This window comes from Rhizobium mongolense subsp. loessense (assembly GCF_900099775.1).
In the GTDB taxonomy this organism is placed as follows: domain Bacteria; phylum Pseudomonadota; class Alphaproteobacteria; order Rhizobiales; family Rhizobiaceae; genus Rhizobium; species Rhizobium loessense.
The window spans coordinates 1,064,994-1,079,055 of sequence record NZ_FMTM01000001.1 but is presented as its reverse complement, the minus strand read 5'-3'; the positions used below and the strand labels follow the sequence as shown (position 1 = coordinate 1,079,055).

Here is a 14,062-nt window from a genome sequence, read left to right as displayed (position 1 = left end):
TCATGACAAAAGATTGTCACTTTTCACTTCGTAAGTCTGGCGTAACACTTGGCGCCAGCGCCCTGGGACTTTTACTGATGGCAGGGGCGGCCTTTGCGCAGGCGACGACCAGCCAGATGGATGGCCTGAAGCTCGACAGCAATCAACCGATCCAGATCGAAAGCGACAAGCTCGAGATTCACGATCAGGAGCACAAGGCAGACTTCACCGGCAATGTGAAGGTCGTTCAGGGGAAGACGACCCTGCAGGCCGGTCATATGACGGTCTTTTACAAGGCACAGGGCAGCGACGCCCAACCAAACGGCGCAAAGGCCGACGCCGGAGCGGCGTCCATCTCATCCGGCAATGCCGACATCGACCGTATCATCGTCACCGATAAGGTTTTCCTGAGTTCAGGCACGCAGACGGCGACCGCCGACAACGGCTCCTTCGACATGGCCCAACAGCTCTTCGTCCTGAAGGGTGAAAAGGTTGTGCTTTCGGATGGGCCGAACGTCTTCACGGGCTGCCAGCTCACGGTTCATATGCAGACCGGGCAGGCGCAATTGGATAGCTGCGGGGGGCGCGTCCAAATTCAGCTCGATCCGAAATCCCAGAAAAAGAACTGAGACCGGCCGCCCGACGTGAAATTATTCTCGCTTTCAACCATGTTCGGCCGGGCCGGGCCGCAATCTGCCGCGGGCTCTGCCGCCGGCGGAGACAAAAGCCGTTACCACGGCACGCTGATTGCGCGCGGCCTGACGAAGACCTATAGCACGCGGCGTGTCGTCAACGGCGTTTCGCTGGTCGTCAGGCGCGGCGAAGCTGTCGGCCTTCTGGGGCCGAACGGTGCCGGCAAGACGACCTGTTTTTATATGATTACCGGCCTCGTGCCGGTGGACGAAGGCACAATCGAGATCGACGGCAATGACGTGACGACGATGCCGATGTATCGCCGGTCGCGCCTCGGCGTCGGCTACCTGCCGCAGGAGGCCTCGATCTTCCGCGGCCTGACGGTCGAAGAGAATATCCGCGCCGTGCTCGAAGTGCACGAGAAGGACAAGGCGGAGCGGGAAAAGAAGCTCGATGAGCTTCTGGAGGAATTCCATATCTCCAAGCTGCGAAAATCGGCGGCGGTCGCATTGTCGGGCGGTGAGCGCCGGCGTCTGGAAATCGCGCGCGCGCTCGCAACCGATCCGACCTTCATGCTGCTTGACGAGCCTTTTGCGGGCGTCGATCCCATTTCGGTCGCAGACATCCAGAACCTCGTCCACCATCTGACGGCGCGCGGCATCGGCGTCTTGATCACCGATCACAATGTGCGCGAGACGCTTGGCCTCATCGATCGGGCCTATATCATCCATGCCGGCGAAGTGCTGACGCATGGACGCGCGAACGACATCGTCAACAATCCGGAAGTACGCCGGCTCTATCTTGGCGATAAATTCAGCCTTTGATAGGATCGAAGGCGACGGAAATTCACCTTCCTGTCATACTTGCGCTTGACCAAATAGAATAAAAAAGCAATTTTTGGGCCAAGTTGGATTTCCGCGGCCCGAACTCTGTTCGATCGCGGTTTCCCGGAGGAATTGAACGGGAGTTTCGCGTCCGCTATGGCCCTGTCTGCCAATCTTTTCCTGCGACAGAACCAGTCCCTGGTGATGACGCCGCAACTGATGCAATCCATCCAGTTGCTGCAGATGACGCACTTCGAGCTTGTCCAGTTTATTGCGCAGGAAGTCGAGAAGAACCCATTGCTCGAATTTCCGTCAGATGACGCGGAAACGGGCAGTGACAACGATGCGCAGGATGAGCCGCAAGGCCGTCAGCCCGACGATGATGATGATCGTACCGAGGCGCTTTCCGGGGACTGGTATGACAACGGCAGTGACGGCGGCGCCAGCCGGCTGAGCGAAGAGCTGGACGTCAATTACGCAAATGTCTTTCAGGATGATGGGGTGCCGCCGCGGGCCGATGCGCCGGAGCTGATCAGCCAGTGGAAGTCGATGCCGGGGGGCGGCGACGGAGAGAATTACGATCTCGACGACTTTGTTGCAGGCCAGGTCTCGCTCAGGGATCACCTTGCACAGCAGATTCCATTCATCCTGCCGGATGCGGGAGACCGGTTGATCGCGCAGCAGTTGATCGACCAGCTCGACGAGGCGGGTTACCTGCAGAGCGACCCTGCCGACATCGGCGAAAGGCTGGGTAGCGATCCTGCGGCCGCCGAACGTGTTCTTGCCGAGCTGCAGACCCTCGATCCGCCCGGTGTCTTTGCTCGCAGCCTAGCCGAATGCCTGTCGATCCAGCTGAAGCAGAAGGACCGCTTCGATCCTGCCATGCAGGCCCTCGTTTCCAACCTCGAATTGCTGGCACGGCGCGACTTCGCGACGCTCAAGCGGCTTTGCGGCGTGGACGAGGAAGACCTGCTTGATATGCTCGCAGAGATTCGTCAGCTCAATCCCAAACCCGGCAGCGGCTTTGAAACCAGCGTTTCCGAAGCGATCATGCCGGATGTCGTCGTACGTTCGTCGTCAGACGGGAGCTGGCTGGTGGAGTTGAACCCGGATACGCTCCCGCGCGTGCTCGTCAATCAGTCCTATTTCGCCCATGTCACAAAGAACGGCGGTGATTACACGTTCTTGTCCGAATGCCTTCAGAGCGCCAACTGGCTCACCCGCAGTCTCGATCAGCGCGCGAAGACGATCATGAAGGTCGCAAGCGAGATTGTCCGCCAGCAGGATGCCTTTTTGATGCATGGCGTCGATCACCTGCGCCCGCTGAATCTGAAGACAGTTGCCGATGCCATCAAGATGCATGAGTCGACCGTCAGCCGCGTCACCTCGAACAAGTACATTCTGACACCGCGCGGCCTCTTCGAACTCAAATATTTCTTCACGGTGTCGATCAGCGCGGTGGAGGGCGGCGATAGTCATTCGGCTGAGGCCGTTCGCCACAGGATACGCTCCCTGATCATGCAGGAAAGCACGGAGGCAGTCCTTTCCGACGACGATATTGTCGACATGCTGAAGAAGGATGGCATTGATCTGGCTCGCCGTACGGTTGCAAAGTACCGCGAGGCGATGAATATCGCATCCTCCGTTCAGCGGCGGCGCGAAAAGCGGGCATTGGCGAAGGTTGCGGGTTTTTGAAAGTCGAGCTAAATCAACCCTTGCCTGCATCTCCATATCAGTGCAGCGGCACACCCGTTGACATTTCGGCAGTCTGCCGCTAGAAGCCCGCCGCAGTTGGCGCTGCAAACAGCGTTTGGACTTATCCCCATCATCCTCAGGGCGATTGAAGCACACGACTTAAGCCGATATTGCTTGAGTTTGCGTGAAGTGCTTGGATGAGGTCTGGCCTTGGCGTAAACTGGTACCGCAAACCACTATAAGAAGGGAAACTCCATGAGTGTGCGTGTATCCGGTAAACATATGGAAATTGGGGACTCGTTCCGTCAAAGGATCGAGGACCAAATGGACATGGCCATCACGAAATACTTCGACGGGGGATATTCCGGTCAGGTGATTGTGGAGAAATCGAGTTCGCGGTTCTCGGCGGATTGCAAGCTCCATCTTGATAGCGGGGTGGTGCTGCATGCGGCAGGCGAAGCGATGGACCCGCAGCTTGCATTCGATGCCGCTTCGGAGCGCATCGAAAAGCGTCTGCGCCGCTACAAGCGCAAGCTCAAGGATCATCATGCCGGAAACCATCTGAACGGTACGGAAGTCGCCTATACGGTCATGGACGCTGTCCCGGATCATGAAGACGAGGTGCCCGACGATTTCGCCCCGGTCATTGTTGCCGAGAGCACGAAGCAGTTGAAGACCATGTCCGTTGCGACTGCCGTCATGGCGCTCGATATGACGGATGAGCCACTGCTTTTGTTCCGCAGCCCGGGCAAGGAACATTTGAACATCGTTTACCGCAGGCATGACGGTAATATTGGCTGGATCGACGCCGCCAATATCAAGAGCTGACATCCGGGCGATGAGCGGTAGCCACGCCGCTCTCCCAATCATCCGGTTTCGGCGACAGAAGGAAAAAGAAATGGCATTGGCAGATCTGCTGCACCAAGATGCGATCATTCCCGCCCTAAAGGTAAATTCGAAGAAACAGTTGCTTCAGGAATTGGCGGCAAAGGCCTCCAAGATCACCGGCCTTTCCGAGCGGGAAATTTTCGACGTCGTTCTGCAGCGCGAGCGTCTCGGCTCGACGGGCGTTGGCAATGGCATCGCCATTCCGCACGGCAAGCTCGCAAGCGTCCGCTCGATTGTCGGCGTCTTCGCACGGCTGGAAAGTCCGGTCGATTTCGAAGCGCTGGACGACCAGCCGGTCGACCTGGTGTTTCTGCTTCTCGCTCCGGAAGGGGCGGGCGCCGACCATCTAAAGGCGTTGTCGCGCATTGCGCGCGTGCTTCGCGATCACGATCTCGTCGCGAAGCTGCGTGCCACAGATTCCGCATCGGCGATCTATGCTTTCCTCAATGAAGAGCAAGCATCGAACGCTGCCTGAGCGGCGGACGATCATCTAAAATGAAAGGGGCGCCCGATTGTCGGGCGCCTCTTTTCACGTGTGAAGACTTGTGCCTCAGAACTCTTCCCAGTTGTCCTGGACAACGGCAGCCGAACTGTTCGACTGTGGCGCAGCGCGGCGCGGCACGGGAGCCGGGGAACGGTAGGCTGGCGTCGGGGTGCGCATCTGCTGCGCCGTCGCGCGCAGCGCCGTGGCGTTTCCCTGACCGGACACACGGAAGCGAAGGACGAGGTCTTTCAGCGTCTGCGCCTCGTCGTTCAGCGCAACACTGGCTGCTGTCGCCTCTTCCACCATTGCCGCATTCTGTTGGGTCACCTGGTCCATCTGGTTCATGGCCTGGTTAACTTCCTTAAGGCCGATCGCCTGTTCGCTCGCGGAGGCGGAGATCTGGCGGATGAGACCGTTGATGCCCATCACCTGTTCGGCGATCTTATGCAGCGTACCGCCAGCGCGGCCGACGAGATCGACGCCTTCCTTGACCTGGATGGCCGAGGTGTTGATGAGCGTCTTGATCTCCTTGGCTGCAGTTGCGGAGCGTTGCGCCAGCTCACGGACTTCCTGAGCAACCACAGCGAAGCCCTTGCCCGCTTCGCCAGCACGCGCCGCCTCGACGCCGGCATTGAGTGCCAGCAGGTTCGTCTGGAAAGCGATTTCGTCGATGACGCCGATGATGCGCGAGACTTCCGTCGAGGACTGTTCGATGCCGTGCATGGAGGCGATTGCTTTCTGCACCACCTCGCCGGATTTTTCCGCATCTTCACAGGCGAGATTGACGTTTTCTGCAGCTGTGCGGGCATTCTCGGCACTTGAATTGACCTGAGCGGTCAGCTCGTTGAGCGCCGCGGCGGTTTCTTCCAGGCTTGCTGCCTGCTGTTCCGTGCGCTTGGCAAGGTCCGAGGCGCTATTGCTGATTTCGCTGGTGCCGGAGCCAATGTTCACGACGCTGAGGTTCATCGTGTTGATCGTCTCTTCAAGGCTGGCTAGCGCAGCGTTGAAATCCTGCTTCAGTTTGGCGTATTCGCCGGGGAACTCCTCCGTAAGGCGATGACCGAGGTTGCCCTGTGATAGTTCTGAGAGCCCGGCACCGACGATGGAAACGATCTGGCGTTGCAGCGCGACAGACGCCTGCCGCTCGCTTTCCGAGCGGCTGCGTTCGGCTTCTGCGGCACTGCGCTGGTTGTCGGCCTCTGCCTCGAGCCGTTGCGTATCGGCAAGCGTAAACCGGAACCCTTCGAGGGCCTTGGCGACGGAACCGATCTCGTCTGCGCGCTCCTGGCCAGTGACCGGCTCTTCATACCTGCCGTCGCTGAGTGCCTTGACACTTGCAACGAGCAAGCCGAGAGGCTTTTGCACCAAGGAGCGGACGGCAAAATAGAGAGCCAGCATGACGGCACCAAGGACAACAATGCCGCCGGCGATCATCATGAAGGTTTGATCTCGCACCGGAGCATTGATGGCGCTGTGGGGAACATCGACGAGTACGACCCAGGTGGCATGAAGATCCGGTACGGCAAACGGATAGACGACGCGATCGAAAGGTTCACGGCCATCAAAGTTAAGGTTGCGAACCACACTCGGGGTCATCGAGGCCAGCGCTGTCTTAACTTCGGCTGCGCCTTCGCCGTTGCCGTGGGGTTTCGACATCAGTTCCTTCGTCGGCGCCACGATCCAGTTGCCGTTTTGCGCAACGAGAGTGACACGGCCCGAACCGAAGGGTTGCAAAGCCTGCAGTTTGTCGGTGAGGGACTTGAGCGAGATGTCGACGCCTTCGACACCAATCATCTTGCCGCCGGACATGACCGGATAGGCGATGGAAGTCAGCAACGTCGGAACGTCGGTGCCTTCGGCAAGATAGGGCGAGGTGATGGCGCCCTTAGAGGTGTCGGCGGCAAGTTTCCACCATTCGGCGGTATAGTCGTTGTCGAAGGTCGAAAACTGGATGGCACCATCCCTCGTTTTGGACCAATAGGGCGTAAAGGCGCCGTTCTTGTTCGTCCCCTCATCGAGTTTGTCGGCGATCTCGGCTGTTTTGCCGTCAAAGGCGCCGAGCTGTTCGCAGAACCAGCTTCCGAAGGCAAAGGCATTCTGCTCGAGGTTGGCCTTCAGGATGTTAATAATGCCCTTTCGGTCGAAGGTCTTGCCTTCGTGACCGCGACCGAGGACGCCCGACATCGAGCGCGCGGCGCTCGCCAGCTCGCCGACATTCGCGGCGATCTCGTTAGCGATTGATTTCGCTTCGAGGTTGGCTTGATCCATCGTTAACGCATGAACGCGATCGCGGGTCTGGCCAATCAGGAAGAAGTTCGAAACCAGTAGGACAAGCGCGATGGCCGCGCCTGTAATGAGGATGAGCTTTGCGGCAAGCGACTTCATGCGGAAGATGGACATGGGTTCCTCGGCAGGGGCGACGCACCGGAGTCGCATTCTCAGGCACGGGGAGGAAATGCCGCACCTTCATGGAGCAGCCGTGACGTTGCCGGGGCCTTTCAAGAAAAGCCTGGCGATCAAAAGAAAGATCGCCGGAAATCTCTTAAATTTGAATGAAACTATACGGATTCATTCCGCTAATATATTGAGTTGATTCATATTTCTTCGAGTGTCCCGTCAAATTAGACAAGACTATATCTTGTTTGCGACTTCGGCGGACAAGGGAATGGATGGCTGTGCTCCGGCCTTGAGGCAGGCAAGCGAGCCGGCGACGGCGGCCCGCCGCAGCGAAGCCTTAAAATCGAGGCCTTCATCAAGGCTTGCGGCAAAGTAGCCGCAGAATGTATCGCCTGCCCCGACGGTATCCACCGGATCGATCTTCAGTCCTTTCGCTCGTGTGATGACGCCATCCCGGATTGCGATCACGCCGTCGGCGCCGAGCGTCACGATCAACGTCTGTCCGGTCTCTCCGTGCAGGCGTCTCAACGCCGTTTCGCGATCAGTCGGGGTCATGTTGTCCTGGCCAGCAAGCCGCTCGAACTCCGTCTCGTTGGCAATGACGATATCGGCGAGACGTCCAAGCCGCGGGGCGTCTGCGATGAGCGGCGCGAGGTTGAGGACGGTCGTGACGCCCTTGACCTTGGCTGCGGCCAGCGCACGTTCGACTGCCGGGGCGGGCACCTCGAACTGCAGCATCAGGGTATCCCCATTGCTCATGGCTTCGATCGCCGCATCGGCATCCTCGGCCGCGATGGTCCCGTTTGCCCCCGGCACGACGGCGATCATGTTCTCGCCGTCTCCACCAACAAGGATCAGCGCAGTACCGGTTGGCCCATCGACATGCTTGACGCCTGCAAGGCGGATGCCCGCCTGATCGAGCAGCATGAGCGCCGGTGCAGCGAATTCATCCTTTCCGACTGCGCCCACCATATGGACCACGCAGCCTGCACGTCGCGCGGCCAATGCCTGGTTGGCTCCCTTGCCGCCCGCCGCGGTTGCAAAACCGTTGCCGGCCACCGTTTCGCCGGGCTTTGGCAGGCGATCGGTCGTGGCGATGAGGTCCATGTTGATGGAGCCGAAAACTGTGATCATAAAGGGTGTCCTGTCATGCTTCTCATGGCGACGGACACTGCCCGATGGGCTCACTCTTCGTCAACCACCCTCAGTTTGAGAAGGCCGGTGCGGCTTTCGACCGACTTCGCCGGAGGTCCGATTTCACGCTCCGCCTTGAGCGCTTCTGCACCCTCGAATTCCAGCGCTTCGATTTTTGCGCCGCGTTTGGAGAGTTTGTCAGTGGACGTGATGATCTGATCAACATCCCGCTGCGCCTGGGAAAAATGAGTCTGCAGTTTGCGCACGCGCTCATCGAGCCGCCCGAGATCATCCATCAGGATCGCTACCTCGCCCTGGATGACGTGTGCCTGCGCCTGCATGCGCTGATCCTTCAAAACGGCCTGGATGACCTGGATCGACAGCATCAGCAGTGAAGGCGAAACAATGACGATGCGGGAACGATGCGCCTTCTGGACGATCGGCTCGAAATTCTCATGAATTTCAGCGAAGATCGATTCAGAAGGAACGAAGAGAAAAGCCGTATCCTGCGTCTCACCCTGGATAAGATACTTTTCCGATATATCTCGGACATGGATTTCCATATCGCGGCGGAATTGCTGCGAGGCAAGCTTGGTTGCGTCCGCCGTGCCCGCGTCGCGAATGGCATTCCAGGCTTCGAGAGGAAACTTGGCATCGATGACCAGCGGCGGCGCACCGTTCGGCATGCGCACGGTGCAGTCGGGCCGCGAGCCGTTTGAAAGCGTTTGCTGGAAAGCATAGGCGCCCATCGGCAGACCGTCGGCGACGATGGTCTCCATGCGCGACTGGCCGAATGCGCCGCGCGTTTGCTTGTTGGAGAGGATGGCCTGAAGCCCGACGACATCCTTTGCCAGCGTCTGGATATTGTTCTGAGCTGCATCAATGACCGCGAGCCGCTCTTGCAGGCGCTGAAGGTTCTCATGCGTCGATTTCGTCTGTTCGCTGATCGTCGTGCTGACACGCTGTGACATGCCGTCGAGGCGCTGACCGATCGCCTGGTTGAGTTCGGCCTGACGCATTCCGAAGACCTCAGCCATGGTCGAAATGCGTCCCTGCATCTCGGCCTGAATTTTCAGGAGCTCGGCCATGCGGGCATCGGCTTCCAGGGCCCGGATCGCTGCCTCCTCATCCTGTTCGCGCCGCAGGTTGCTGTTCCTGAGCAACAGGAACACGAGCCCCACGACAACGACAGCCACAGCGCCACCGGCAAGGGCGAGGATGGCCGGGCTGAGCCCGGCGATCGAAATTGTCAGCGATTCGGTAACATTGTTCATTCGCGCACAATAACAAACCCGCCGGCGATGACTAGATCAAAACGTGAACGGATCCATGGCCCAATTTCGGGGGCAAAGTGCCGCAGCGCGGCGGCACGAAGCTCGTGACGACCGACGCCTGATTTTAACGAATACTCAACTATATTTTCGAATTGTCGTTTCCGAAAAGACCTCTATCGCACCATGCGCCAGGACAGAAATACAGCATGACCACTCAGCAATCCGAAAACGCACTCAAGCAGCGCCTTGATTTCATCGAACTCGACAGCGAGGCGAGAATGACCATACGCGAACTGCGCCCGGTCATCGGCGAGCTGATCGGCGGCGCGCTGGACAAGTTTTATGGCAAGATCGCCAGGACCCCCGCGGTGGCCGGCTTCTTTTCCGACAAAACGCATGTCGGCCAGGCCAAGAATCGCCAGGAGCATCACTGGGCGAACCTTGCCGGCGGCAATTTCGACGAGAGCTACGTGAACGGCGTCACCGCCGTCGGGAGGGCGCATGCCCGCATTGGCCTTGAACCGCGCTGGTATATCGGCGGTTATGCGATCGTCATGGCAGAACTCGTCAAAGGCATCATGGAAAAGCAGTGGCCGTCACGCTTCGGCCGCCAGCAGGGCAAGGCGCTTGCCGAAAAGCTCGCCTCGCTCATCAAGGCCAGTATGCTCGACATGGACTATTCAATTTCCGTCTACCTCGAGGCGCTGGAAGAGAAGCGGCGCAAGCATGAAGAGGAGCGTGCCAAGGCAGAAGCCGATCAGGCGATTGCGCTCGAGCATCTGCGCCGCGGATTGGAAGCTCTTTCAAAGGGCGATCTCGAAGCAACGCTGCCGGCGGATCTGCCGGGCAATTTCCGGCACATGGCGGAGGACTATAACCGCGCTGCGGCGGCGCTACGGGCCTCATTCGCATCGGTGCGCAGAAGTTCCGGGGAAATTTTGAGCGGCACCGAGGTGATTTCCAAGGCAACCGACGATCTGGCGATGCGCACGGCGCAACAGGCGGCCGGCATTGAGGAGAGCTCTGCTGCGCTCCAGCAGCTCTCCGTCAGCGTTGGCCAGACCGCAGCAAATGCCGAGAAGGCATCCGGTGCGGTGCGCGAGACGCAGGAGAAGGCGAAGAGTTCAGGTGAGCTCGTGACAAGCGCGGTGTCGGCCATGGCGGGTATCGAGAAGTCGTCCGCCGAGATAGCCAAGATCATCGGCGTCATTGACGAAATCGCCTTCCAGACGAACCTTCTGGCCCTTAACGCCGGCGTCGAGGCCGCGCGTGCCGGCGAGGCGGGCAAGGGTTTCGCAGTTGTCGCCCAGGAAGTGCGCCAGCTCGCGCAGCGCACTGCCGACGCGGCCAAGGAGATCAAGAATCTGATCTCGGAAAGTTCCATACAGGTGAACGAGGGCGTCGGCATCGTCAGCAGTACCGGCGAGGCACTTAGCGATATGATCAGCCGTATCAACATCATCAACAGCTTCGTCGCCGATATCGCAGCGGCAGCGCGTGATCAGGCGACAGGGGTAAACGAAGTCAGCATTGCGATCCGCAACATGGACACGATCACGCAGCAGAACTCAAGCATGGTAGAACATACCTCGGCAGAGAGCCGTCACCTGCGCGCGGAGGTGGACAACCTCGTGGCACTGCTGCAGCACTTCAATATCCGCTCGCAGGAGCGTCAGGCGCCGGCATCCCGCCGCGCAGCCTGACCAAATTCCGCGGGGCTGCGCAAAAAAGCACTTTCCGGAGTTTCAGGATAATTCCCTAGCTGGAAAAGATAGGTTATGGGAACGCGATGACCATCAAGCCACTTATCATTCTTCCAGATCCCGTCCTCCGCCAGGTTTCCAAACCGATCGAGCGGATCGATGCCGATCTCAAGCGTCTTGCCGACGACATGCTGGAAACGATGTATGATGCACCGGGCATTGGCCTGGCCGCAATCCAGGTCGGCGTGCCGCGCCGTATACTGGTGATCGACGTTTCGCGGGAGGGCGAGGAAAAGCAGCCGCAGGTCTTTATCAATCCTAAGATCGTCAAATCTTCCGACGAGCGATCGGTCTACGAAGAAGGCTGCCTTTCCATTCCGGACTATTATGCCGAGGTCGAGCGTCCGGCGACCGTCAGCGTCGAATATCTCGACCGTGACGGCAAGGAGCAGACCGTTGAGGCCGACGGCCTCCTAGCCACGTGCCTTCAACACGAGATCGACCATCTGAACGGTGTACTCTTCATCGATTATATTTCGCGGCTGAAGCGGGAAATGGTGATCAAGAAGTTCACGAAGGCGGCGAAGTCGGCGAAGGCTCTCTGAGTTGCGTTGAAGCTATGGACGCAAGCGCATGATGATATCGCTGATATCGTAAAGGAGGTGGCCTATGGGCGATCTTCGGATGCGGGATATTTCCGATGCGATGAGGCAAAACATCGCTGTGCGTGCCGAGCGAAGGGGTCGCAGCCTTTCCGACGAAGCAAACCGCCTTGTGCAAAAAGGCATGATCGCCGAAGAACCTGTTGCAAATGATGACGACCTAACGGCATGGGACAGTCTGCGTTCAGTTTCTCGGGCCGGAGAACGACGACGAGGCCGAGGCGTTCGCGAAAATCATGGATGAGATCGAAGCGGAGCGAAAGCGTGATTTCGGCCGACCTGTCGAGGATTTCGAGTGATCGTCCTTTCTCTGCAAAATTGTCGCGATGGAGCAGTCTTGCGCTGCCGAGCCTTTCTGGCCCGAACGAAATCAAAGCGTTATATCGACAGATCCGCCAGCCTGCTTGTCGCTTATCGGAACAAGATACTCGCCATTGACGACCATGCAGCGATTGCAACGGGCCGTCTGCGGGCAAAGCGCAAGAGCAAGGGGCGGCCGATATCGATCCAGGACGCTATGATCGCCGCCATCTGACGGCGCGACGCTGGCGACACGCGACATAAAAAATTTCGAAGGGCTTGATCTCAGGCTCGTAAACCCGTTTGAAGACACCTGTCCTGAAACCTGGCGAGAGAGAATGTCGTTTCGCATCATTTTCATGGGAACGCCTGAGTTCTCGGTTCCGACCCTGCGCACGCTTGTGGATGCGGGGCATCGGATTGTTGCGGTCTATACGCAGCCGCCGCGGCCGGGCGGACGGCGCGGTCTTGACCTGCAGAAGTCGCCGGTGCATCAGGCCGCCGAACTGCTCGGCCTGCCCGTCTTCACGCCGGTCAATTTCAAGGAGGCGGAAGAACGGGAGCGCTTCCGGGCGCTCAACGCGGATGTGGCGGTTGTCGTTGCCTATGGACTGCTGCTGCCCGAGGCGATTTTGAGCGGAACGCGCAACGGCTGCTACAATGGCCATGCCTCGCTGCTGCCGCGCTGGCGCGGCGCAGCACCCATCCAGAGAGCGATCATGGCAGGCGACGAAAAGACCGGCATGATGGTGATGAAGATGGACAAGGGGCTGGATACCGGCCCCGTCGCGTTGACCCGCGAGGTCGAGATCGGTCCGAACATGACGGCCGGCGAGTTGCACGACCAACTGATGCATGTCGGCGCCAAGGCGATCGGCGAAGCGATGGTAAAGCTTGAAATGGGCGACCTGCCGCTGACGCCGCAGCCGCAAGAGGGCGTCCTCTATGCCACGAAGATCGACAAGGGCGAGACGCGGATCGATTTCAGCAGGGATGCAAGGGACGTTCACAATCATATCCGCGGACTTTCGCCGTTTCCCGGCGCCTGGGTCGAAGTCGAGATTGGCGGCAAGCCGGAGCGGGTGAAGGTGCTGGGTTCGGAACTTGCGGACGGCCACGGTCCTGCCGGCGAAGTGCTGACGGATGAGCTGGTTATCGCCTGCGCATCCGGAGCGGTTCGGTTGACCAGATTGCAGAAGGCCGGTGGCAAGCCGCTTGCGGCGGCAGATTTCCTGCGCGGCACGCCGCTTGCGCAGGGCACGAGGCTCGCCTGATGCCGCGTTACCGGATGACAGTCGAATATGACGGCGGACCCTATGTCGGCTGGCAGCGTCAGGAAAACGGCCCATCCGTGCAGGGGGCGATCGAAGCTGCGATCCTGTCGTTAAGCGGCGAGACCGTGTCGATCCGGGGCGCCGGGCGTACCGATTCCGGCGTGCATGCGATGGGTCAAGTGATCCATGCCGATCTTTTAAAGGAATGGTCGGCGTTCAAGTTGCAGAATGCGTTGAATGCGCACCTGAAGCTGGCGGGCGAGCGCGTGTCCATTTTGGAGGTGCAGGTGGTGGTCGAGTTTTTCGATGCCCGCTTTTCCGCCGAGCGGCGGCACTATCTCTACCGCATCATCAACCGCCGGGCGCCGCTGGCGCTCGAGGCGGGCAAGGCCTGGTGGGTGCCGAAGGTGCTCGACCATGAGGTGATGCATCAGGCCGCCCAGATCCTCGTCGGCAGGCATGACTTTTCCACCTTCCGTTCCGCGCATTGCCAGGCAAACAGCCCGGTCCGCACACTCGACCGGCTCGACGTGACGAGGAACGGCGAGCTCATCGAAATCCGCGCAACGGCACAGAGTTTCCTGCACAATCAGATCCGCTCCTTTGCCGGAACGCTGAAGCTTGCAGGAGAAGGAAAATGGACGCCGGAGGATGTGCGTGCCGCCCTCGAGGCGCGTGACCGCAAGGCCTGCGGTCCGGTTGCTCCGCCCGAAGGACTTTATTTCATGCAGGTCGATTATCCGGCGGTGATCACCGATCGGCGCAAGCGGACGCAAGAGAATGGCGATGACGATCTGTCGTGACCCGGCCCCTGC

At 59.3% G+C, this 14,062-nt stretch carries 12 protein-coding genes; 9 read left to right on the top strand and 3 right to left on the bottom strand.

Features of this window, described 5'->3' with window-relative positions; genetic code table 11:
* The first annotated feature begins 2 nt into the window (after nucleotides 1–2).
* The 5 genes from BLP23_RS05400 (at nucleotide 3) to ptsN (ending at nucleotide 4,494) form a co-directional block, all read left to right on the top strand.
* On the top strand, nucleotides 3–608 hold the full coding sequence (locus tag BLP23_RS05400) for an LptA/OstA family protein (protein ID WP_092583835.1): 606 nt from the start codon (nucleotides 3–5) through the stop codon (nucleotides 606–608).
* A 39-nt stretch (nucleotides 609–647) separates the two neighbouring features.
* Nucleotides 648–1,436 carry an LPS export ABC transporter ATP-binding protein gene (gene lptB, locus BLP23_RS05395; RefSeq protein ID WP_092583834.1) on the top strand — a complete coding sequence of 263 codons (789 nt, stop codon included), beginning with the start codon at nucleotides 648–650 and terminating at the stop codon, nucleotides 1,434–1,436.
* A 156-nt stretch (nucleotides 1,437–1,592) separates the two neighbouring features.
* Nucleotides 1,593–3,131: an RNA polymerase factor sigma-54 gene (gene rpoN, locus BLP23_RS05385; protein ID WP_092583833.1), complete on the top strand. Its 1,539-nt coding sequence runs from the start codon at nucleotides 1,593–1,595 to the stop codon at nucleotides 3,129–3,131.
* Nucleotides 3,132–3,386: 255 nt separating this feature from the next.
* Nucleotides 3,387–3,959, top strand: a complete 573-nt coding sequence (gene hpf, locus BLP23_RS05380; protein WP_022713501.1) for a ribosome hibernation-promoting factor, HPF/YfiA family — start codon at nucleotides 3,387–3,389, stop codon at nucleotides 3,957–3,959.
* Nucleotides 3,960–4,029: 70 nt separating this feature from the next.
* Nucleotides 4,030–4,494 (top strand): PTS IIA-like nitrogen regulatory protein PtsN, encoded by a 465-nt coding sequence (gene ptsN, locus BLP23_RS05375; protein WP_022713502.1) that lies wholly within the window; start codon nucleotides 4,030–4,032, stop codon nucleotides 4,492–4,494.
* A gap of 75 nt (nucleotides 4,495–4,569) precedes the next feature.
* Here the strand turns inward: ptsN and BLP23_RS05370 are convergent, their stop codons facing one another.
* The 3 genes from BLP23_RS05370 to BLP23_RS05355 all read right to left on the bottom strand — a co-directional run bounded on the left by BLP23_RS05370 (nucleotide 4,570) and on the right by BLP23_RS05355 (nucleotide 9,308).
* Nucleotides 4,570–6,903, bottom strand: coding sequence for a methyl-accepting chemotaxis protein (locus BLP23_RS05370; protein WP_092583832.1), 2,334 nt, complete (start codon nucleotides 6,901–6,903; stop codon nucleotides 4,570–4,572).
* Nucleotides 6,904–7,134: 231 nt separating this feature from the next.
* Nucleotides 7,135–8,034, bottom strand: a complete 900-nt coding sequence (locus BLP23_RS05360; RefSeq protein WP_092583830.1) for a ribokinase — start codon at nucleotides 8,032–8,034, stop codon at nucleotides 7,135–7,137.
* 50 nt (nucleotides 8,035–8,084) lie between these two features.
* Entirely contained in the window at nucleotides 8,085–9,308 is a 1,224-nt protein-coding gene (locus BLP23_RS05355; protein WP_092583829.1) for a DNA recombination protein RmuC, read from the bottom strand.
* A 206-nt stretch (nucleotides 9,309–9,514) separates the two neighbouring features.
* Between BLP23_RS05355 and BLP23_RS05350 the strand changes: the two genes are divergently transcribed.
* The 4 genes from BLP23_RS05350 (at nucleotide 9,515) to truA (ending at nucleotide 14,050) form a co-directional block, all read left to right on the top strand.
* Nucleotides 9,515–11,011 (top strand): globin-coupled sensor protein, encoded by a 1,497-nt coding sequence (locus BLP23_RS05350; RefSeq protein ID WP_092583828.1) that lies wholly within the window; start codon nucleotides 9,515–9,517, stop codon nucleotides 11,009–11,011.
* Nucleotides 11,012–11,097: 86 nt separating this feature from the next.
* Nucleotides 11,098–11,616 (top strand): peptide deformylase, encoded by a 519-nt coding sequence (gene def, locus BLP23_RS05345; RefSeq protein WP_092583827.1) that lies wholly within the window; start codon nucleotides 11,098–11,100, stop codon nucleotides 11,614–11,616.
* Nucleotides 11,617–12,311: 695 nt separating this feature from the next.
* Nucleotides 12,312–13,247 carry a methionyl-tRNA formyltransferase gene (gene fmt / locus BLP23_RS05330; RefSeq protein WP_092584284.1) on the top strand — a complete coding sequence of 312 codons (936 nt, stop codon included), beginning with the start codon at nucleotides 12,312–12,314 and terminating at the stop codon, nucleotides 13,245–13,247.
* Complete coding sequence (gene truA, locus BLP23_RS05325) at nucleotides 13,247–14,050, top strand: tRNA pseudouridine(38-40) synthase TruA (RefSeq protein ID WP_092583826.1); 804 nt, start codon at nucleotides 13,247–13,249, stop codon at nucleotides 14,048–14,050. Before fmt ends, truA begins: the two co-directional genes overlap by 1 nt.
* Nucleotides 14,051–14,062: the final 12 nt, after the last annotated feature.

Bases quoted from the DNA above. Each gene is read 5' to 3' on its own strand.
- lptB (WP_092583834.1), top strand. From the start codon at position 648: ATGTTCGGCCGGGCCGGGCCGCAATCTGCCGCGGGCTCTGCCGCCGGC.
- BLP23_RS05350 (WP_092583828.1), top strand. From the start codon at position 9,515: ATGACCACTCAGCAATCCGAAAACGCACTCAAGCAGCGCCTTGATTTC.
- BLP23_RS05370 (WP_092583832.1), bottom strand. From the start codon at position 6,903: ATGTCCATCTTCCGCATGAAGTCGCTTGCCGCAAAGCTCATCCTCATT.
- BLP23_RS05400 (WP_092583835.1), top strand. From the start codon at position 3: ATGACAAAAGATTGTCACTTTTCACTTCGTAAGTCTGGCGTAACACTT.
- BLP23_RS05355 (WP_092583829.1), bottom strand. From the start codon at position 9,308: ATGAACAATGTTACCGAATCGCTGACAATTTCGATCGCCGGGCTCAGC.
- hpf (WP_022713501.1), top strand. From the start codon at position 3,387: ATGAGTGTGCGTGTATCCGGTAAACATATGGAAATTGGGGACTCGTTC.
- fmt (WP_092584284.1), top strand. From the start codon at position 12,312: ATGTCGTTTCGCATCATTTTCATGGGAACGCCTGAGTTCTCGGTTCCG.
- BLP23_RS05360 (WP_092583830.1), bottom strand. From the start codon at position 8,034: ATGATCACAGTTTTCGGCTCCATCAACATGGACCTCATCGCCACGACC.
- truA (WP_092583826.1), top strand. From the start codon at position 13,247: ATGCCGCGTTACCGGATGACAGTCGAATATGACGGCGGACCCTATGTC.
- def (WP_092583827.1), top strand. From the start codon at position 11,098: ATGACCATCAAGCCACTTATCATTCTTCCAGATCCCGTCCTCCGCCAG.
- ptsN (WP_022713502.1), top strand. From the start codon at position 4,030: ATGGCATTGGCAGATCTGCTGCACCAAGATGCGATCATTCCCGCCCTA.
- rpoN (WP_092583833.1), top strand. From the start codon at position 1,593: ATGGCCCTGTCTGCCAATCTTTTCCTGCGACAGAACCAGTCCCTGGTG.